The sequence below is a fragment of the Micromonospora sp. WMMD956 genome (assembly GCF_029626125.1).
GTDB lineage: Bacteria > Actinomycetota > Actinomycetes > Mycobacteriales > Micromonosporaceae > Micromonospora > Micromonospora carbonacea.
Genome location: NZ_JARUBI010000005.1, coordinates 3,421,744 through 3,441,364, shown reverse-complemented (window position 1 = coordinate 3,441,364; position 19,621 = coordinate 3,421,744). Strand labels below are relative to the sequence as shown.

15 protein-coding genes are annotated in these 19,621 nt (G+C 74.7%); 9 read left to right on the top strand and 6 right to left on the bottom strand.

Translation table 11 applies throughout. The annotated features are described in order from the left end of the window. Positions 1-36: 36 nt before the first annotated feature. The 3 genes from O7628_RS15825 to O7628_RS15815 form a co-directional block, all read right to left on the bottom strand. Positions 37-1,212, bottom strand: coding sequence for a metallophosphoesterase (locus O7628_RS15825; protein ID WP_278131488.1), 1,176 nt, complete (start codon positions 1,210-1,212; stop codon positions 37-39). A 188-nt stretch (positions 1,213-1,400) separates the two neighbouring features. Continuing rightward, complete coding sequence (locus O7628_RS15820; protein ID WP_278131486.1) at positions 1,401-2,996, bottom strand: cellulase family glycosylhydrolase; 1,596 nt, start codon at positions 2,994-2,996, stop codon at positions 1,401-1,403. A 273-nt stretch (positions 2,997-3,269) separates the two neighbouring features. After that, positions 3,270-4,619, bottom strand: a complete 1,350-nt coding sequence (locus O7628_RS15815) for a hypothetical protein (RefSeq protein WP_278131484.1) — start codon at positions 4,617-4,619, stop codon at positions 3,270-3,272. 337 nt (positions 4,620-4,956) lie between these two features. Here O7628_RS15815 and O7628_RS15810 point away from each other — a divergent pair, with 337 nt between their 5' ends. The 9 genes from O7628_RS15810 to O7628_RS15770 all read left to right on the top strand — a co-directional run bounded on the left by O7628_RS15810 (position 4,957) and on the right by O7628_RS15770 (position 16,378). Further along, positions 4,957-6,429 (top strand): amidase family protein, encoded by a 1,473-nt coding sequence (locus tag O7628_RS15810; RefSeq protein ID WP_278131482.1) that lies wholly within the window; start codon positions 4,957-4,959, stop codon positions 6,427-6,429. A gap of 296 nt (positions 6,430-6,725) precedes the next feature. Then, positions 6,726-7,466: a nucleotidyltransferase family protein gene (locus O7628_RS15805; protein ID WP_278131480.1), complete on the top strand. Its 741-nt coding sequence runs from the start codon at positions 6,726-6,728 to the stop codon at positions 7,464-7,466. Continuing rightward, entirely contained in the window at positions 7,456-9,006 is a 1,551-nt protein-coding gene (locus tag O7628_RS15800; protein ID WP_278131479.1) for a fatty acid--CoA ligase family protein, read from the top strand. Before O7628_RS15805 ends, O7628_RS15800 begins: the two co-directional genes overlap by 11 nt. Then, a complete protein-coding gene (locus tag O7628_RS15795) occupies positions 9,003-10,313 on the top strand; it encodes a nucleotide sugar dehydrogenase (protein ID WP_278131477.1) in 1,311 nt (436 codons plus the stop codon). Before O7628_RS15800 ends, O7628_RS15795 begins: the two co-directional genes overlap by 4 nt. Beyond that, positions 10,306-11,265, top strand: a complete 960-nt coding sequence (locus O7628_RS15790; protein ID WP_278131475.1) for an NAD-dependent epimerase/dehydratase family protein — start codon at positions 10,306-10,308, stop codon at positions 11,263-11,265. Before O7628_RS15795 ends, O7628_RS15790 begins: the two co-directional genes overlap by 8 nt. Next, positions 11,262-12,305: a glycosyltransferase family 4 protein gene (locus O7628_RS15785; RefSeq protein WP_278131472.1), complete on the top strand. Its 1,044-nt coding sequence runs from the start codon at positions 11,262-11,264 to the stop codon at positions 12,303-12,305. Before O7628_RS15790 ends, O7628_RS15785 begins: the two co-directional genes overlap by 4 nt. Continuing rightward, positions 12,302-13,471, top strand: coding sequence for a DegT/DnrJ/EryC1/StrS family aminotransferase (locus O7628_RS15780; RefSeq protein WP_278131470.1), 1,170 nt, complete (start codon positions 12,302-12,304; stop codon positions 13,469-13,471). The genes O7628_RS15785 and O7628_RS15780 overlap by 4 nt, the downstream gene beginning before the upstream one ends. Positions 13,472-13,475: 4 nt before the next feature. Continuing rightward, the gene (locus O7628_RS15775) at positions 13,476-15,332 is read left to right on the top strand and encodes a cellulase family glycosylhydrolase (protein WP_278131467.1); all 1,857 of its coding nucleotides are present in this window, start codon (positions 13,476-13,478) and stop codon (positions 15,330-15,332) included. Continuing rightward, positions 15,329-16,378: an alcohol dehydrogenase catalytic domain-containing protein gene (locus O7628_RS15770; RefSeq protein ID WP_278131466.1), complete on the top strand. Its 1,050-nt coding sequence runs from the start codon at positions 15,329-15,331 to the stop codon at positions 16,376-16,378. The genes O7628_RS15775 and O7628_RS15770 overlap by 4 nt, the downstream gene beginning before the upstream one ends. Here O7628_RS15770 and O7628_RS15765 read toward each other — a convergent pair whose 3' ends face one another. From O7628_RS15765 to O7628_RS15755, 3 genes are all read right to left on the bottom strand, one after another. After that, complete coding sequence (locus O7628_RS15765; protein ID WP_278131465.1) at positions 16,379-17,053, bottom strand: LuxR C-terminal-related transcriptional regulator; 675 nt, start codon at positions 17,051-17,053, stop codon at positions 16,379-16,381. A 142-nt stretch (positions 17,054-17,195) separates the two neighbouring features. Then, positions 17,196-18,056: a transglutaminase domain-containing protein gene (locus O7628_RS15760; RefSeq protein WP_278131463.1), complete on the bottom strand. Its 861-nt coding sequence runs from the start codon at positions 18,054-18,056 to the stop codon at positions 17,196-17,198. A gap of 102 nt (positions 18,057-18,158) precedes the next feature. Beyond that, positions 18,159-19,526: an aldehyde dehydrogenase family protein gene (locus tag O7628_RS15755; protein WP_278131460.1), complete on the bottom strand. Its 1,368-nt coding sequence runs from the start codon at positions 19,524-19,526 to the stop codon at positions 18,159-18,161. Between the last annotated feature and the right edge of the window lie 95 nt (positions 19,527-19,621).

The following is a 19,621-nucleotide window of genomic DNA, read 5'->3' as shown; positions in this document are numbered from 1 at the left end:
CGGCGGGCCGGCCCCGTGGTTGACGGCCCGTCCGCGCTAACCCGCCCGGAGGGTGAGCAGGGTGATCTCGCTCGGCGCGAAGATCCGGAACGGCGGACCCCAGAACCCGGTCCCCCGGCTCGTGTAGAGCTGGGTCCTGCCGTGCCGGCTCAGCCCCTGCACGACCGGCTGGTCGAGTCGGACCAGGTAGTGGAACGGCCACATCTGGCCACCGTGGGTGTGCCCGGACAGTTGCAGGTCCGCGCCGGCCGCCACCGCGTCGTCGATCTGCTTCGGCTGGTGCGCCAGCAGCAGCACGGGCAGCTGCGGGTCGGCGCCGGCCAGCGCCGCCGCGTGGTCGGCGCGGTGACCGGCGACGCCGGACGAGGCGGCGGTCACGTCGTCCACCCCGGCGACGACGAGCCGGTCGCCACCCCGCTCCACCACGAGATGCCGGTTGTGCAGGGGCTCCCAGCCGAGGGTCCGCATGTGGTCGACCCAGCCCTGTGCCTGGCCGTAGTACTCGTGGTTGCCCGTCACGTACACCCGGGCCAGCCGCGCCTGCACAGCACCCAGCGGCGCCGCCTGCGCCCGACGCTGGTCGACCGTGCCGTCAGCGATGTCGCCCGTGTGGCAGACGATGTCCGGGTCCAAGCCGTTGACCACCTCGACCGTGCGGGCCGACCAGCGGGCCCGGTCGATCGGGCCGTAGTGGGTGTCGGTCAGCAACACCACCCGGACGCCGTCGAGACCCGCTCCCAGCCGGTCGATGGTGACGTCCACCCGCCGGACCCGGGGCACCCGCATCGCCTCGACGTAGCCCCAGACGGCCAGGACGACCGAGACGACCGCCGCGCCGGCCGCCACGTATCGCGACCGCACCGGGTCGGCGACCCCCGCCGCGGCCAGCGGGAGCCGGGCCACATTGCCGATCAGCGCCCAGACGAACAGGATCCACACCAGGCCGAGCAGGGTGTCCCCCGCGCGGGCCGCCGCGTCCAGCCGCCGGCGGCCGTGCCCGAGATACATCAGAACGGGCAACGCGACCAGCGCGACGACGAACACGCTCGTGCCGGCCGCCACCACCGGCGCCGGCCACCGCGCCGCCACCGTCAACGTCCACCACGGCAGGCCGAACAGCAACACCAGGACCGCGACCAGCGTCGCCCCGGACACCAGCGGTCGCAGCGACCGTCGCGCCGGCCTGACCTGTACGGCATCGCCAGCAGTCATCGCCGTCCTCCCGTCGGGTCCCGTGCAGCATGACACGATCCGGGCCGGATCGACCACGCCCGGGAACCGGGACCCACGCCGGGCGCTGGGTGCGACTGGGACGAAGCGCGCCGGCTGGCAGCGGTCGGCCGCCGTGGGGGGCCGGGGCCGGGCGTCCGTGACGCCCGGCCCGCTGGCTCACGCCCTGCTCAGCTCGCCGTGCAGGACAACGACGGCACGGCGTTGGTGCCGCCCGACGAGCCCAGGAAGCCGAAGGTCGTGCTGCCGCCGGCGCTGAGCGAACCGTTGTAGCTGACGTTGCGGGCGGTGACCGTGGCGCCGCTGGTGGTCAGCGTCGCGCTCCACGCCTGCGACACCTGCTGTCCGTTCGCGAACGTCCAGGTCACCGTCCAACCGCTGATCGCCGAGCCGCCGGCGGTCACCCGCACCTCGGCCTGGAAGCCGCCCTGCCACTGACCGGTGACCGTGTACGACGCCGCGCAGGACCGGCTGCCCGTCGGCGGCGGGGTCGTCGGCGGGGCGGTGGTCGGCGGAGCGGTGGTCGGGGGCGGCGTGGTGGTCGGCGGCGTGGTCGGGGTGGTGCTGCCGATGGCGCTCATGATGGCGTCGATGATGCCCTGCTGGGTGACCGTGGCGCTGCTGCGGTTGAACAGCCCGAACCCGTACGCCCCGTTGTAGCCGTTGTCCCAGTAGGCGGTGGCCGCCCCGTATTTCTTGGCGGTGGACACCAGGGTGCGCGCGTAGTCCGCGCGGTACCTGTTGTTCGTCGAGTCGGCCGACGTCTTGTCGACCGAACCGTACTCACCGACGAACACCGGGTATCCGCGCGAGACGAAGGTGTCGCGCACCTTCTTCAGTTGCCCGTCCATGAAGTCCTGCTGTCCCCAGGTCGACTTCCGGGCCGGGTTGGTGGCGGCCGGCCCCCACTGCGTGATGGTGCCGTTCTCCTCGCCGGCGAAGTCCCAGGGGTCGTAGTAGTGCACGGAGATCATGAGTCGCTGCTCGTTGGCGGGGATGGACGACGACCGGTACTGGTCGGTCGGCAGCACGAAGCCGTAGTTGCCCACGGTGTAGTCGATGTTGGTGTTCCAGCCGGGGACGAGCAGCCAGCGCGAGGCGTTGTTCCCGCCGGTCCGCCGGACGGTGTCCACGAAGATCTGGTTGTAGGCGTTGATGTTCGAGTAGCACGGCTGGGTGGGATTGCCGTACTGGCCGTCGAACTCCTCGTTCATGGATTCGAGGATGAGGCGCTCGCCGTAGCTCTGGAACCTGGTCGCGATCTGCTGCCAGACCTTCTGGTACTTGTCCCTGATCGTCGTCTGGTTCGACGAGTCGCAGATCAACCACGAACCGGTGATGGTCTTGTAACCGTCGCCGTGCATGTTGATCAGCACGTACAGGCCGCGCCCGTAGGCGTAGTCCACGATCTCCTGGATCCGGTTCAGCCAGGCGGAGTTGATCGTGTAGTTCGGGGCGGACCCGATGTTTCCCAGATAGGAGACCGGGATGCGGATCGTCTTGAATCCGGCCGCCTTCACCCGGTCGATGAAGGCCTGGGTCACGACCGGGTTGCCCCATGCCGTCTCGCTGGGGATCCCGTTGGCGTTGGCCTCCAGGGCGTTCCCCAGATTCCAGCCCGCCCCCAGGTCGGCGACGAGCTGGGTGGCGTTGAGCTGGGCCATGCTGTCGGCCGACGCGGAACTCGGCAGCACGGCTGCGGTTCCGGCCAGCGCCAGCACGCCGGAGAGCATGGCGAACTGGACCTTCCTGAGGGTGGATCTCACGAGCATCTCCCGTCTTCGAGCCAACCATCACGCTGGGTTGTCGAAGCGATTCGACGACATTCGATTGCCGGCACTGGCAGCCGATGGGCCGCCAAAGGATAGATGCATATTTATCGATGGGGCAAGGTCGCCACCAGCGCTCCCCCACCGAGGGCCCGGGGGCCAGCGGCGGCGACCGGTCGCAGCGACCGCCACCGGCCCGCCGAGGAATCCCGATCGGGGACGCTCCGCCGGCCTCGGGGCGGCGCGGTGGGCCACCCCGGGTGCTCGCGCTCAGGTCAGGTCGAGGTCCCGCAGCCGCGCCACCGGCACGTCGAGATCGTCGACGGCCAGGTCGAGCATCCGCTCGACGTGCGCGATGTAGTCGCGCATGCGGGCGTCGGCGTAACGCCGCCGGTCCCACTTCACCTTCAGCAGCGCCTGATCCATCAGGGTGGACGTGTTGACCTCCATGCCGGCCCCGCCCGCTCCGGCCGGCATGCTGGCCCACTCGTAGTGGTCCGACTGCACCGCGTGCTCCTCGGCGGGCTTGCGGGCGGTGTCCCAGTCCGTCGTCGGCGACTCCCAGTGGCTGAAGGTGAACACCGGGCGTCCGCCGATGCCCGCGGCGTCGAACTCCTCCTCGGCCCGGCGCGGGTCGAACCGGCCGTGCCGCAGGCTCTGCGCGAGGCGCAGCGTGAGCCGGTCGCGCACGGTGCGCAGGGAGTCCTCGGGCCGCAGGGTCTCGCTGAGCGCACCCCACTGCATGGCCAGGCCGACGAAGGACTCCGCCTCGGGGGTCGCCCGGTTGCCGACGACGATGGTGACCCACGCGCCGTCGGTCCCCCGGACCCGGCAGAACGCGATCAGCGCCAGGGCCAGGACGAGCGCGGCGCGGGCCAGGCGGGAGTCCGGTCGGCTGCGGGCCAGGGCCCGCAGGAGCTTGCGGCTGCGCAGCCGGCAGCCGTCCACTGTCGGCTCCGGGGCCGTCCCGCGCGGGTCGCTCAGGCCCCGCTCCTCGGCGCGGCGTGCGGTGGAGACGAGATAGCGGACGTTGCGCGCGGACAGCTCCGCGCCGCGCTCGCCGCGCTCGAACTCGAGGATGTCGTAGCAGGTCCGCTGGATCGGCGCGCCCTGCTGACCGCGCAAAACGGCCAGGAAGGCGGCGACCAGTGCGCCGGCCCCGCTGGCGTCGACGAAGGCGTGCGCGACCGAGATCTCGACGTCGCCACCGGTGTCCACGGGCGGCACCACGATCATCAGGTTCCCCGCGTCGGGGTCGGTCACGAACTGGCCGATCCGCCGGCCGGCGTCGAACAGCGCGTCGGTCACGAAGTCGAAGCACCACACCCCGAGCCGCTGCACCCCGTCCAGCACCACCGGGTCGTCGGGCGCCAACACCTCCTGCCGTAGCTGCCCGTCGACGCCGCGGCGCAGCCGCGACCGCAGCGGCGGGTAGCGGCGCACCAGTTCGCCGGCCACCGCCACCGTGTCGGGCACCGTGAGGCCGGGCCCGACGGGCACCGGGAGGCTGAGCTCGTAGCGCCAGGCGTCGTTCTCGTCCAGCGGCGGCGGACCGGCCATCCACTGCTGCTGGGCCCAGGTCAGCGGGAACTCCCCCGTGCCGGCGTCCGATGGCGACATGTCTGACGACCTCCTGTGTGGGTCGGTGGACCAGGGCGGGGGAAGCGGCCGGCGACCTGTGGCTGGCGCCCGACCAGCACCCGCACCCGGCTCACCGCCCGCGCCCGCCGGTGGGCGGCCCGGCCGCAGTCGTCGCGCCATCTCCCGGACAGTAATCGGCGGTCAGGGCTCAGGTCAGTGCGCAAACGGCCATGCCCGTTCTTCCGGCTCATCTGTCGTGGGACTCCGGCGCAGAACGGTGCACAATTCGCCGGGACCAATGTCGACGGGCGGGTGAAACGGCCGGGAATGCGTCGGGCGTCGCGCACCGACTCGCCGCGGACCGAGCCGAGGTGTGATGGACGACGAGCTGTGCTGGTGGCCGGCCCGACAGGTGGCGCGGGCGATCGCCGACGGGCAGCTCTCCGCCCGGGAGTACCTGCGCGCGCTGCTGGCCCGGATCGACCGCTACGACGGCGCGCTCGGGCTCGTGGTGACCCGCAACGAACGCGCCGAGGCCGAGGCGGCCGCGGCCGACGAGGCGGTGGTGCGCGGCGACCCGCTGCCGCCGCTGCACGGCGTGGCGATGACGGTCAAGGACAGCTTCGCCACCGCCGGGCTGCGTACCACCGGCGGCCTGCTGCCCGACTTCGTCCCCGACGAGGACGCGGCCGCGGTGGCCGGGGCCCGGCGCGCGGGCGCGATCATCCTCGGCAAGACCAACCTCCCCCGCGCCTCGCGCGACCTGCAGGCCTACAACGAGCTGTTCGGCACCGCCCGCAACCCGTGGGACCCGACGCTGACCACCAGCGGCTCCTCCGGTGGGGCCGCGGGCGCGCTGGCGGCCGGGTTCACGCCGCTGGAGATCGGCTCGGACGTCGCCGGGTCCATCCGGATCCCGGCCGGGTTCTGCGGCGTCACCGGTCTCAAGCCGACCTTCGGCACGGTCTCGATGTACGGCCACGTGCCGCCGATGCCGTTCAACCGGGCCCTGCCCGACATCGCCATGGTCGGGCCGCTGGCCAGGGACGTCGACGACCTGGAGATCCTGTTCGACGCGATCAGCGGCCCGGACCCCTGGGACCGGGCCGCCTGGCGGCTGAGCCTGCCCCCGGCCAGCCGGCCGCGCCGGGTGGCGGCCTGGTTCGACGACCCCTACTGCCCGGTGGACGGCGAGGTGCGGGCGGCTGTGGAACAGGCCGCCGACGCCCTCGCCGGGACGGGGGTCGCCGTGCGGGCCACCAGCCCGCTGGGGATCCGGCTCGAGCAGAGCGACCAGATCTTCCGCAAGCTCATCGCGGGCACCGCGATCGACGACATCTCCGGCGAGGAGGCCGAGCTGATCGCCGCCGGCATGCGGCCGCCCACCGGCGTGCTCGGCGGCGAGCACGTCCACCAGAGCCACCGCGACTGGGTCGTCGCCAACGAGCTGCGCACCCGGATGGGCCTGCGCTGGCGGGCGTTCTTCAGTCGCTACGACGCCCTGCTGCTGCCGGTCGCGCCGAACACCGCGCCGGCCCACGACCACCGCCCGTTCGCCCAGCGCACCATCACCGTCGACGGCCGGCCGCGGCCGTACTGGGACCAGCTGGTGTGGGCCGGCGTGACCGGCATGTGCTACCTGCCGTCGGTCGTCGTCCCGGTCCGCCTGGACGCGCGCGGCGTGCCGATCGGGGTCGCGGTGGCCGGCCCCCGCCTGGGGGACCGGACGGTGCTGGAGACCGCCCGGGTGCTGGCCCGGGCGCTGGGTCCGATCGGCCGTCCGGCCCTGGGGTCGGGACCGTCCGCGACGCCACCGGAGGGTGCGCGCCGCGAGCTGACGGCCGGCTGAGCCGCCGTACCATCGCCTGTTCCCCGCCCGCCGACGGGCCGGTCCACCGTGCCCGTCGCGCGGCGCGCCCGGCCGCGTCGACCGCGGCCGGTGTCCTGTCAAGCCCGGTCGGCCGGATCGCCGGCGCACCTTCGGCTATGGCTGGGATGTGCGGTTGTTGGCGCGCCCGGACGAGCATTTCGGGCCGACCGCAGCCGATCGAAAATTGCGTTCGTGCCGAGGCTCGGAAGAACTGCCGACGATCGCTTGCGCTGATCGTCGCCGATTCCCGGCCGACCCGATGAGTGGGAGTTGATGTGCGCGCAATCATCTTCGCCGGGGGCAAGGCGCGGCGCCTGCTGCCGCTCACCGCGGAGCGACCGAAGATCCTGATGGACATCGGGGGCCGGCCGCTGCTCGACATCCTCCTGCGGCAGTTGCGCGGTTGCGGGGTCGAGCGGGTCACGCTCTGTGTGTCGCACCTGCAGACGGCCATCCGCGAGCACCTGTTCGGGGCGATCCCGGCGGGCATGGTGGTCGACTTCTCGGTGGACGCCCAGCCCCGGGGCACCGCCGGCCCGCTGCTGCTGGTCGCGGACTGGGACGAGCCGGCCCTGGTGCTCAACGGCGACGTGCTCACCACCCTGGACTTCGCCGACGTGCACCGGGTGCACCGGAGCAGCGGCTGCGCGATGACGATCGCCTGTCGGCAGACCGAGGTGCCGATCGACTCCGGTGCCCTCGAGATCGCCGACGACCGGGTGTGCCGGGTGACCGAGAAGCCCCGGGTCCGGGTCGACGTCAGCATGGGTGTCTACGTCGTCGACCCGTCCGTGCGCTCGTTCATCGCCGCGGAGTCGGTGGTCGACATGCCCGACCTGATCACCTCGCTGATCGGCGCGGGCCGGCCGGTCGGGGCCTACCGGTTCACCGGCAGCTGGCACGACATCGGCACCCCGGGCCGCTACGAGCGGGCGGTGGCCGAGTTCACCGACACCCCCGAGGTCTACCTGCCCGGCGTCGACCGGGACGAGTTCCGGGTCTCGCATGCCAACTGACCGCCGCCCGGCGTACGCGCCGCACGCCGACCACGACGCCGTCGCCGCGCTGCGGGAGCGGCTGACGGCCCACGCCGACGAGCGCCCGGACGCCCCGGCCGTCCGCTGGCGTACCGCCGCCGGCTGGTCCGGGACGACCTGGCGGGAGCTGGCCGCGACCGCGCGGCGGGTGGCCGCCCGCGCGACCGCCGAGCTGCCCGCCGGCCGCGCGGTCGTGGTGGCGACGGTCAACACCGGCGCGCACGCGGCCGTGCTGCTCGGCCTGCTGGCCGCCGGGTTCGACGTCGTCCTGGTCGAGCACGACAGCTCCTACCTGGCCGACCCGTTGTCCGCGGTGTACGCGGCCCGACCGGGCGCGGTGGTGGCGGCGGTGGACGGCCCGCGGCCCGCGGCGACGGGGGAACTGCGCCGGCTGGCCGTCGAGGACCTGGTCGCCGGCGCGCCGCAGGCGCAGTGGCCGGACCGGACGCCCGGTGCGGCGACCGTGCTGCAACTGACCTCCGGATCGACCGGCGAACCCCGGGTGGCCGCGGTCCCGCTGGGAGCGGCGTTGCGCGGGGGCGCACTCTACCGGGACCTGTTCGGCCTGGACGAGCGGGACACGATCCTGGCCGCCGTGCCGCTCGCGCACTCGTTCGGGTTCGTCGGGGCGCTGTGCGCCGCGGTGCTGTCCGGCGGCACGCTCGCGCTGCTGGTGCGGTTCACCGGGCGCGGCCTGGTCGAGGGGCTCGACGCGGGCGCGACCGCGCTGCTGGCCACGCCGTTCGTGTACGGCCTGGTCCCGGACCTCCTGCACGGGCGGGTCCGGCCGGACCGGCTGCGGGTCGCCCTGTGCTCGGGCGGGCCGCTCACCCCGGCGGCGGCCGGGGCGGCCGGCGGTCGCCTCGGCTGCCCGGTCCGCCAGATCTACGGCTCGACCGAGACCGGGCTGATCGCCTGCCAGTCCGGCCGGTCCCGGCCGTGGCCGGCCGAGGGGGTCGGCGGCTTCGTCCCCGGCGTGCGGTGGCGGGTCGAGCCGGTCCGGGGCTCCGCCGCCGGGCGTCTGCTAGTGCGGACCTCGACGATGTTCACCGGCTACGTCGGCCGGGGCGGGGCCGAGGCGGTGCGCCCGGACGGCTACTACGACACCGGCGACCTGGTCGACGTCGACGACGCCGGAGACGTGACGATCGTCGGCCGCAAGGCGACCTTCATCAACGTCGGCGGCCGCAAGGTCAATCCGCGCAGGCTGGAGCGGCTGATCGGTGAGCTGCCCGGCGTGCGCGCGGTGCACGTCTGCGGGCTGCCGGACGCCCGCGGCAACGAGGAGATCCACGCCGTCGTCGAGCTGACGCCCGGCACCGACCCGGCGGCGGTGGTCGCCGGCTGCCGACAGCGGCTGACCGCCTACGAGGTCCCGCACCACGTCCATGCCGTCGACCGGCTGCCGCGCACCGCGCTCGGCAAGGTCGCCGCCCCCGCGCTGCGGGACCTGATCGCCGGTCGGGGCGCCGGTGCGCCGGGCGGCACCACCGCCACGAGGAGGAGTACCCGAACATGACCACACCCCCGCCAGAGGTCGCCGTCGTCGGACTCGGCTACGTCGGGCTGCCGCTCGCGGTCGCCCTGGCCCGCGCCGGAGTCCGCGTCGTCGGAGTGGACGTCAACCCCGACGTCCGGGACGCCGTGACGCGCGCCCGGCCGCCGTTCTTCGAACCGGGGCTGGCCGAGGCGCTGGCCGCGCTGGACGACGGCGCGCTCACCGTGGCCGACCGGCTGCCCGACGCGACGCCCGACGCGGTGATCATCTGCGTGGGCACCGCGGTCGACCCGGCCACCGGCCGCTGCGACCTGGGCCCGCTGCGGGCCGCCGTCACCGCCGCCACCGCGCGGATCACCCCGGACACACTGCTCGTGGTACGCAGCACCGTGCCCGTCGGCACCTGCCGCGATCTCGTCGAGCCGGCCATGCGACGGGTCACGGCCTCCCCGCTGCTGGCCTTCTGCCCCGAACGGATCATCCAGGGCTCGGCGATGGCCGAGCTGGCCTCGCTCCCGCAGATCATCGGGGGCCTGGACGACGCCTCGGCCAAGCGCGCCGAGGCCCTGTTCGCGGCGGTCTGCCCGGACCGGGTGCTGGTGTCCTCGCTGGAGGCCGCCGAGATGATCAAGCTGATCTGCAACGCGCACACCGACCTGATCTACGGGTTCGGCAACGAGGTGGCGCTGGCCGCCACGGCCTTCGGCCTGGACGCCACCGAGCTGATCGCCTCCGCCAACCTCCGCTACCCCCGGCCCGACCTGTCCCGACCCGGCTTCGTCGGCGGAAGCTGCCTGACGAAGGACCCGTACCTGCTGATGCACAGCGCGGCCACGGCCGGCCACAACGAGATGCCGATGGTCGCCGCGGCCCGGCGGACCAACGAACGCGTGCCCGGCCACGCGGTCGAGCGGGTGGTCGCGGCCCTGACCGACCCGGACCCCGGCCGGCTCGCCGACGCCAAGGTCCTGGTGTGTGGCATCGCCTACAAGGGCCGCCCGGAGACCGACGACGTGCGCGGCAGCGCCGCCACCGAGGTCGCCGCCCTGCTGCGCGGCCGGGTACGCACGCTGGCCGGCCACGACCCGATCGTCCGCCCGGAGCGGATCGCCGAGCTCGGCTACCGACCGGTCGGGCTGGACGAGGGGGTGGCCGACGCCGACGCGGTCGTGCTGCTGTCCGACCACCCCGGCTACGCCACGCTCACCGCGGACAGGCTGCTGGGCCGGATGCGCGGCCGCGGTGTCGTGTTCGACATGTGGGGCCTGCTCGACGCCGAGCTCACCGGCGTCGAGGGCCTCACCTACCTGCGGCTCGGCCGTGGCTGACCGCGCCCTGGTCACCGGCGGGGCCGGATTCATCGGCCTGCACCTGGTGCGACGACTGCTCGACGAGGGCGTGCAGGTCACCGTCCTGGACGACTTCTCCCGCGGCGCCGACGACCCCGAGTTGCGCGCACTCGCCGGCGACGTGCAGCTGGTCCGCCACGACCTGACCACACCGCTGCCCGCGGACCTCGACCGGTGCGACGCCGTCTACCACCTGGCCGGGGTGGTCGGCGTGCAGCGGGTCACCGACCGGCCGGTGCACACCATGCGCACCAACGTGCTGGCCACCGTCTCGCTGCTCGACTGGTGCGCCCGGACCCAGCCGAGCGTGCTGTTCCTCAGCTCCACCAGCGAGGTCGGCGACGGCGCCGCGACCGCGGGGCTGGCCGAGCTGCCGGTCCCGGAGGACGCGCCGTTCGTGCTGGGCGAGCCGCGATCGCCGCGCACGTCCTACGCGTTGAGCAAGCTCGTCGCCGAGTACCTGTTCCTGCACGCCGGCCCGCCGGGCCGGGTGCGGGTGGCCCGCTTCTACAACGTCTACGGCCCACGGATGGGCAACGAGCACGTGGTGCCGCAGCTGATCGAGCGGGCCCTGGCCGGCACCGACCCGTTCCCGCTCTACGGCGGGCAGCAGACCAGGGCGTTCTGCCACGTCGACGACGCGGTCGAGGCGGTGCTGCGGCTGTGCGCGTTGCCTGAGCCGGATCCGCTGGTCGTCAACATCGGCAACGACCGGGAGGAGGTCGAGATCCTCGACCTCGCCCGACGGATCTGCGCCCTCGCCGGGCTGCGCCCCGAGTTCGCCGTGCGGCCGGTCCCCGGCGGCCCGCGCCGCCGGCTGCCCGACCTGACCCGGCTGCGTGGGCTGACCGGCTACGAGCCGGCCGTCACCCTCGACGCCGGGCTGCGGGCGACGTTCGACTGGTACGCGGCGCACCGGAGCGCGTCGTGAGCCGGGTCCTGATCGCCTTCGGCGGCTACGGCGGCGAGTGGAGCGGGGCCGAGCGGATGGCCTGGAAGACCGCCGAGCACCTCGCGGTGCACGGACACACGGGTGCCGTGCTGACCGACTCGCTGCCACCGCAGCCGCCGGACGCCGGCCCGTGGCCGCGCATCGCCGACCCGCGCGAGTTCGGCCGCCCGGACGTGGTCCACGCCTTCGACCTCGCCCGCCCGAAGCAGGTGGCGGTGGCGCTGAGCACCGCCACCGACCTCGGGTGCCCGTTCGTGCTCACCCCGGCGACCGCCGTGGAGCTCTGGCCCGATCCCGAGCTGGGGCGGGCGGCCTGCCGGGCGGCCGCCGCGGTCTACGTGCTGACCAGGGCCGAGGCCGACAACGTCGTCGCCGCCGGAGCGGACCCGGCGGCGATCCGGTACGTCCCGCAGGCCCCGCACCTGGACGGGGCGGTGGACCCGAGCGGGCTGCGGGCCCGCTTCGCGGGGGCCACCGGAACCGTGCTGTTCCTGAGCCGCCGGACCGCGTTCAAGGGCTACCCGGTGCTGCTGGCGGCCGCGCCGCTGGTCCGGCGCAGCCGCCCGGGGACGGCGTTCTGGCTGGCCGGACCGGGTGCGGACGGCCCGGCCACCTCGGCCGCCGACGGGCTGCACGACTTCGGCGTCGTCGACGCCACGGTCAAGCACGAGCTGCTGGCCGCCGCGGACCTGCTCTGCCTGCCCTCGACCTCCGACGTGTACCCGCTGGTCTTCGTCGAGGCCTGGGCCTGCGGCACGCCGGTGGTCAGCGGCCCGTTCCAGGGCGCGCGCGAGGTGGTGCGGCACGGCGTGGACGGCCTGGTGGTCGACGCCGAACCCGGCGCGCTGGCGGAGGCGCTGGTCGGCCTGCTGGCCGACGAGCCGAGACGCCGCGCGATGGGCGCGGCGGGCCGCCGGCGCGTCGGACGGGAGAACACCTGGGCGCAGGTGGCGGCCGCGGTGGCGGCGGGCTACCCGACGGAGTCCGCGCGGCTCCCGGTCTCCGGCGGTGAGCGGTGACGGCGGCGGCGGGCACCGCGACGGATGCCGCGGTGCGGCTGGCCGACCCGGTGATCGGTCAGGAGGAGATCGACGCCGTGGTCGCCGTGCTGCGCTCCGGCTGGCTGTCGGCCGGGCCGGTGACCGAGGCGTTCGAGCAGGAGTTCGCCGCGGCCCACGACGCCCCGCAGGCGGTGGCGGTGAGCAGCGGGACCGCCGCGCTGCACCTGGCCGTCGCCGCGCTCGACCTGGGCCCGGGCGACGAGGTGATCATCCCTGCGCTGGGCTTCGTCGCCGCCGCCGAGGTCGTCGCCCTGCACCGGGCCACGCCGGTGTTCGCCGACGTGCGCGCGGCCGGGGACCCGGTGCTGACCGCGGCCGAGGTGGAACGGCTGATCACCCCCCGGACCCGGGCGGTGATCACCGTGCACTACGCCGGCTACCAGGCCGACATCGCCGCGCTGGCGCAGCTGTGCCGGGCCGGTCGACTGCGGTTGATCGAGGACAGCGCGCACGCGCCGGGCGTGTGCGTGGCCGGCCGGATGCTGGGCACCTGGGGCGACGTCGGCTGCTTCAGCTTCCACGCCACCAAGAACGTCACCGCGGGCGAGGGCGGCATGGTGCTGGCCCGCGACCCCGCGCTGCTCGACCGGATCCGCCGGATGCGCTCGCACTCCATCGGCACCTCGCCGCAGCAGCGGATGACCGGCGGGTCCGGTGGCTACGACGTCGCCGACCTCGGGCTGAACTACCGGCCGACCGACCTGACCTCGGCGATCGGCCGGGTCCAGCTGGGCCGGCTCGGCGTCGACCGCCGGATCCGACGGGCGCTCACCGCCGGCTACCGCGACCTGCTCGGCGCGCTGCCCGGGCTGGTCGTGCCGTTCGCCGACCGGGGGGCCGAGGATTCCGCGCACCACCTGATGCCGGTCGTGCTGCCCGCCGGGACCGACCGCGGGCCGGTACGCGCCGCGCTGCTCGCCGCGGGCGTGCAGACATCGGTGCACTACCCGCCGATGCACCGGCTCAGCTACTACGCCGCCGCGGCCGGCCCGTTGCCGGTCACCGACGCCATCGCCGACCGGCTGCTGTCGCTGCCGCTGCATCGCGGGATGGGTGAGGACGACGTGCGGCGGGTCGTGCACACCCTGGCGGCCGCGCTGCGCACCCCCGCGCGGGAGGGCTGACGCGATGACGTTCCGCCTGCACGAGGGCCGTCTGCTGCGTGACGGCGAGCCGTTCACCGCCCTCGGGGTCACCTACTTCCCGGTGCGTGCCGGCTGCCGGCTGTGGGTCGACTGGGATCCCGACGTCGTCGCGGCCGACCTGCGCCGGATCGCCGACGCCGGCCTCAACACCGTCCGGGTGTTCGTCTTCTGGCGCGACTTCCACCCGGAGCCCGGGCGCGTCGACGCGCAGGCGCTGGCCCGGCTGCGCCGACTGGTCGAGCTGGCCGACGCCGCCGGGCTGAGCTGCGTGCTGTCGGTGTTGACCCTGTTCATGAACGGCCAACTGCTGGACCTGCCGTGGCGGGGCGGGCGCAGCCTGTGGCGCGACCCGGAGATGCTGGCGGCCCAGGAGACGTTCGTGCGAGCGGTGGCCGCCACGGTCGCCGACCGCGCGAACGTCCTCGCGCTCGACCTGGGCGACGAGATCTCCAACGTCGACCCGGGCGAGGCCGCGACGCTGACGTCGGCCGAGGTCGCCCACTGGTACGGACGGCTGGTCGGCGCGATCCGGCAGGTGGCCCCCGAGGTGCTGGTCTGCCAGGCCAACAACGCGCTGACCGTGCTCGGCGGGTCGGCCTTCGGGCCGGCCACCGGCCGGGTCCTCGACCTGCTGGCGGTGCACGGGTTCCCGCTCTGGTCACCCGGGCACATCGAGTCCACGCTGTCGCCGAAGGCCACCCAGCTGCCGGCGTTCCTGGCCCGGCTGGCCGGCGCGTACGGGGTGGCCCTGGTCGACGAGCTCGGGACCTACGGCGCGGGCGACGAGGTCGCCGCGGCGTACCTGCGCGCCTCGGCCGCCTCGGTGCTGGCCAACGGCGCGGCCGGGGTGATCGTGTGGTGCTGGCAGGACAGCACCTCCACCGCCGAGCCCTACGACCGACGCCCGGCCGAGCGCATGGTCGGGCTGCACCGCGCCGACGGGACGCCCAAGCCGGCCATGGCGGCCTACCGGCAGGTCGTCGACGCCGCGCCGGCGCTGGTCCGCACGGCCGGACCGGCCAGGGTCGCGGTGTGGCCGGTGACCGGGCGGCCCGCCGGCGGCGGGTCCTACCTGGACCCCCACCGCGACGCCGTCTCGCCGTTCTTCGCCTACCTGTTGCTCAACCGCCTGCACGTGGACGCGGACGTGGTGGCGGCTCCGGCCGCCGGGCACCGCCTGCTGGTCTGCCCCTCGGTCGACCAGGTGACGCTTGCCGACCTGGAGCACCTGCGGGCCGCCCTGCACCGGGGCACCACCGTGTACTACTCGCTGGGTGACCACCTCCACGGCTTCCCGGGGGCGGAGCTGGTCGGCGCCGAGATCGTCGACTACGACCTGACCGGCCGGGACCGGCAGGAGATCCGCTGGGACGGCGAGGTGCTGCCGGTGGACTGGGCCGTCGCGGGCGCGGTGCCCACCACGCTCCGGGCGACCTCCGGCCGGGTGCTGGCCGCGTACCCGGACGGCACGCCCGCCGTCGTGGTCAACGCCGTCGGCGCGGGCCGGCTGGTGTTCACCAACGTCCCGTTCGAACGCCAGCTCGACGCGGCCGGGCGGTTCGCGCTCGCCCCGTGGGAACGGTTCTACCGGCGGCTCACCGAGCTGGCCGGGGTCGGTCCCGTCGTGCGCTGCTCGGACCCGGAGGTCGAGGTCGTGCCGGTCGACGGCGGCGTCGCCCTGGTCAACCACCGCGACCGCGCGGTGACCGTGCGGGTCGGCCGCGACGGCGACGACCCCGACGCGGATCTGGTCGTCGACCTCATCGAGAAGGGCTGGACCGTGGCACGACTCCCGATGACCCCCCGCAGGGCGGCCTCGACCACGGTGGGCATGGCGTGAGGGGGGTCGTCTACCGCGGCCCACGGCACGTCGAGGTCGTCGACGACCTGCCGATGCCCCGGCTGGAGTCCGAACGCGACGCCGTCGTGCGGGTCACCCGCGCCGCGATCTGCGGCAGCGACCTGCACCCCTACCGCGGCGAGATGCCCGGCTTCGCCCCGGGCACCGTGCTCGGGCACGAATTCGCCGGGGTGGTCACCGAGCGTGGGTCGCAGGTGCCGTTCGCGGTCGGCGAGCGGGTCGTCGCCTCGTACCTCATCGGCTGCGGCCGGTGTCCGCGGTGCGCGCGCGGCTGGCACTACCACTGCCCGTCGGCGACGCTGTTCGGCTACTCCACAGTCGTCGGCGCCGCCGTCGCCGGCGGGCAGGCCGAATACGTCCGGGTGCCGTTCGCCGACGTCGTGCTGGGGCCGGTGCCGGCGGCGGTCACCGACGAGCAGGCGCTGTTCGCCGGGGACGTCCTGGCCACCGCCCACGCCGCGGTCACCGACGCGCACGTCGGGCCGGGCCGCCTCGTCGGGGTCGTCGGGGCCGGGCCGGTCGGGCTGATGGCCGCCCTGTGCGCCGCCGAACTGGGCGCCACGGTCGTGGTCTGCGACGTCGACCCGGCCCGGCGGGAGCGGGCCGGCGCGCTGGTGCCGGCGGTGGTGGAGCCCGAACGGCTCGCCGCGACGATGCAGCGGATGCGCGGCCGGGACGAGGCTGCGGTCGTCATCGAGGCGGTCGGTTCCGGGGCGGCGCTGGCCTGCGCGGTCGACGCGGCGGGGCCGCACGGCACGGTGCTGGTCGTCGGCGCGCACGGCGCCGACGACGTCGCCTTCCCGGCCGGCCGGGCGTTCGTCCAGGAGCTCACCCTGCGGTTCGCGGTGGGGAACCCGATCCGCTCCCGCGACCCGGTGATGGCGCTGCTGCGCGCCGGTCGGGTCGACCCGAGCGCCCTGGTCTCGCACCGGCTGCCGCTGGCCGAGGCGGCCCTCGGCTACGAGCTGTTCGACACGCGGGTCGCCGACAAGGTCATCCTGCTGCCGTCGGCGGACCCGTTCTGATCACCGGACCAGCCCGGACTTGATCGCGTTGACCACGGCCGCGGTGCGGTTCGGCGAGCCGAGCTTGAGCATCAGGCTGGCCACCAGCCGCTTGGCCCCGTGGCTGGAGATGCCCAGGCGTCCGGCGATCTGCTTGTTGCTCATGCCCTCGGCCATCAGCCCCATCGCCTCGCTCTCCCGGGCGGTGAGCCGCGCCGGGTGCGTCGGCGTCGACAGCTCCACCCGGGCCTGGTCCATCAGCTCGCGGGCCAGCCGGTCGGGCACGTGGGTCTGCCCGGTCGCGGTCCGGTGCAGCGCCTCGCCCAGCCCGTCCGGCGTCAGGTCGGCCAGCAGCACGATGCCGTCGGGCGGGCGCGCCGCGACGCCGAACAGCTCCTGGACGCCGCTGCCGTCGTCGACCAGGACCAGGACCCTGGCCCCGCCCCCGGCCACCGACAGCGCCGCCCTGCCGGCCGAGCTGGTGACCAGCAGGACGTCGACCCGTCCGGTCGCGAGCGCAGCCTGGGCCTCGGCCACACCCAGGTGGTAGGAGACCTCGGCGACCCCCGGCAGGTCGGTCAGGATCGACTCGAGACCCCGTCGGGTGACCTCGTTGCCGACCAGCACGGCCACCCCGATCGGGGCCGGGACGTCGGCGGGCCGTACCGTTTGATTGATCGAGTCCGCATTCGCCATGTGACCGTCTCCCGAATCGTGTCGCTCCGGCTTCGACTCATGATCCCGTGACCAGGGTCGCTCTCCGGGCGGCCAACCGGAAGATCCGGACGAGCGCACGGATGACCCTGCGCGAACGGCTATGGCGTCGACCGTCGACGGTTCAGCGCAGCCGGACCACGCGGGGCGGCTGGCCGTAGGGGGAGTACTGGGTGACGGCGTCGCCGGGGTGCAGGCGCGGGTCGTCGCGGTAGCGCCGGGCCAGCTCACGCTCGGCGATGTCGTCGCCGGCGTCGGCCCGCACGAGCAGCTCGGCCAGCTCGTCGACCAGCGGGTCGTCGACCTGGTGCGCCGCGTCGCCCCAGGCGTCCCAGAGCAGCAGCTCGTCCTTCTGCCGGTGGGCGAGCTCGGTGACCACGCAGTCGCGGACGAACCCTGGCCCACCCAGCTCCGACTCCGGGGACACCCGGTACAGCTCGGCGTCGGTCTCCCCCGACCGGTGGGCCAGCCAGACCTGGGCCGCCGTCCGGAACGGTGCGCCCGGCCCGGTGGGCATGTCCTCGACGTCGAACTCGACCGAGCCGGGGGCGAACTCGGGGTCGACGCGACGCCACCGGTCGCCGGCCCGGTACTCCGCGACGACGTGGTCCAGGAAGTAGCCTTCGGCCAGGTAGGAGGCGAACCCGACGCGGCTGCGCGCCGCCACGCCACGGTCGCGCAGCGCGCCGACGACGAACAGCACGTGGTCGCGGCAGCAGCCGGCGACCTTCTCCGCGGTCGCCCTCGGCGTCGTCAGCGGCCCCGGGTGGCGCTCCTGGTCGAGCTCCAGGATGGCCTCCAACCAGCGGCTGTGAATCTCGTCGTGCCGCGCCGGGGGCAGCTCGGGCAGCTCGATGCGATAGTGCGCGATGACGTTGCGCGCGGCCGCGCAGATGCGCGGCACCTCGCCGCGCAGCTCCGCGAACAGCGCCCGGTGGCGGCCGGGATCGGAGTAGACGCTGTGCACGGACCAGCTGCTTGACATGCACGTCCTCGGTCGGCGCGGGTGTTCGGGCGGGCGGGAGCCGCCCCGCCAGGGTAGCGGCCCCACCGCAGCCGAGCCGCCGGTGTCGGATGCGGAGGGGAGTCACCCTCCCGGATGAAGCTCGTGGACGACCTTGATCCGCGTGTATTCGAGCAGCCCCCACCAGCCGTACTCGACACCGGCCCCGGAGCTGCGCACCCCACCGAACGGGGTGTCGTGGCGCAGCGCCCCGTGCGTGTTGATCCAGACGGTGCCGCAGGTCAGCCGGCCCGCCAGCGCACGGGCACGCCCGGCGTCACCCCAGAGCGACGCGCCGAGCCCGTAGCGCGTGCCGTTGGCCCGGGCGATCGCCTCGTCGAGGTCGTCGTAGGCGATCACCGGGATCACCGGGCCGAACTGCTCCTCCAGCTCCAGGTCGGTGCCGGGCGGGAGGTCGGTGACGATGGTCGGCGGATAGAACCAGCCGGGCCGGGGCAGCCGGGCGCCGCCGGTCACCACCCGCGCGCCGGCAGCGGCGGCCTCGTCCACCAGCGCGCTGACGCGGTCGAGCTGGGCCCGGCTCACCAGCGGGCCGTACTCGGTGGCCGGGTCGCCGCCGTCGCCGACGACCGCCGCCGCGGCCAGCTTCGCCAACGCGGTGACCAGCTCGCCGGCCTGCGCGCCGCTGACGTAGATCCGCTTGACGGCCGCGCAGAACTGGCCGCTGTTGACCATCGCACCGGCGAACAGCGCCGGGGCCAGCGCCGTCACGTCGGCGTCGGGCAGCACCACCGCGGCGTCGTTGCCCCCCAGCTCGAGCACCACCGGCAGGAAGCGGCCCGCGGCCTGCTCGGCGATCGCCTGCCCGGTGCCCACCGAGCCGGTGAACGACACCATGTCGATGCCCGGGTGCGTGGTCAGCGCCTTTCCGAGCGCGTGGTCGCCGGAGACGACCGACAGCACGCCGGGGGGCAGGTGCGGCGCGAGCAGCTCGCCCGTCCGCAGCGTGGCGAGCGGCGTCTCCGGCGACGGCTTGAGCACCACCGCGTTGCCCGCCAGCAGCGCCGGTGCCACCTTGCACACCGCCAGGATGATCGGGAAGTTCGAGGGGGCGATCGCGGCCACCACACCGTGCGGCACCCGGCCGATCATGATCGACGCGGCGGGGCCCGCGGCCACCACCTCGTCGGTGCCGGGCAGATCGGCGGTGTGCCCGAACCAGCCGGCGGACAGGTCCACCTCGGCGCGCGCGGCGGCCAGCGGCTTGCCCTGCTCGCGGCTGAGCAGCGCGGCGACCTCCTCGGCGGCGTCGGCGAGCGCCGCCCCGCAGGCACGCAGCCGGGCGCGGCGCTCATCGAGCGGGAGCGCGGCCCACCCGGGAGCGGCCGCCGCAGCGGCGGCGACCGCGGCGTCGAGCTCGGCCGTGGTGCAGGCCGGCGCGGAGGCGAAGACGGCACCGGTGGCCGGGTCCACCACGTCGAGCGCGCTCACGCCGGGCCGTCCCCGGTCACGCCCGCCGCCACGGGACGCCCCGGGCTCAGCCGGCCCTGCTCCCCGGCATCCGCCGCGACGCGTCGCGCCTCGGC

What these genes read in the sequence shown, in the direction of transcription:
- O7628_RS15775 (WP_278131467.1), top strand. Translation starts at nt 13,476, where the DNA reads ATGACGTTCCGCCTGCACGAGGGCCGTCTGCTGCGTGACGGCGAGCCG.
- O7628_RS15815 (WP_278131484.1), bottom strand. Translation starts at nt 4,619, where the DNA reads ATGTCGCCATCGGACGCCGGCACGGGGGAGTTCCCGCTGACCTGGGCC.
- O7628_RS15825 (WP_278131488.1), bottom strand. Translation starts at nt 1,212, where the DNA reads ATGACTGCTGGCGATGCCGTACAGGTCAGGCCGGCGCGACGGTCGCTG.
- O7628_RS15760 (WP_278131463.1), bottom strand. Translation starts at nt 18,056, where the DNA reads ATGTCAAGCAGCTGGTCCGTGCACAGCGTCTACTCCGATCCCGGCCGC.
- O7628_RS15795 (WP_278131477.1), top strand. Translation starts at nt 9,003, where the DNA reads ATGACCACACCCCCGCCAGAGGTCGCCGTCGTCGGACTCGGCTACGTC.
- O7628_RS15810 (WP_278131482.1), top strand. Translation starts at nt 4,957, where the DNA reads ATGGACGACGAGCTGTGCTGGTGGCCGGCCCGACAGGTGGCGCGGGCG.
- O7628_RS15800 (WP_278131479.1), top strand. Translation starts at nt 7,456, where the DNA reads ATGCCAACTGACCGCCGCCCGGCGTACGCGCCGCACGCCGACCACGAC.
- O7628_RS15765 (WP_278131465.1), bottom strand. Translation starts at nt 17,053, where the DNA reads ATGGCGAATGCGGACTCGATCAATCAAACGGTACGGCCCGCCGACGTC.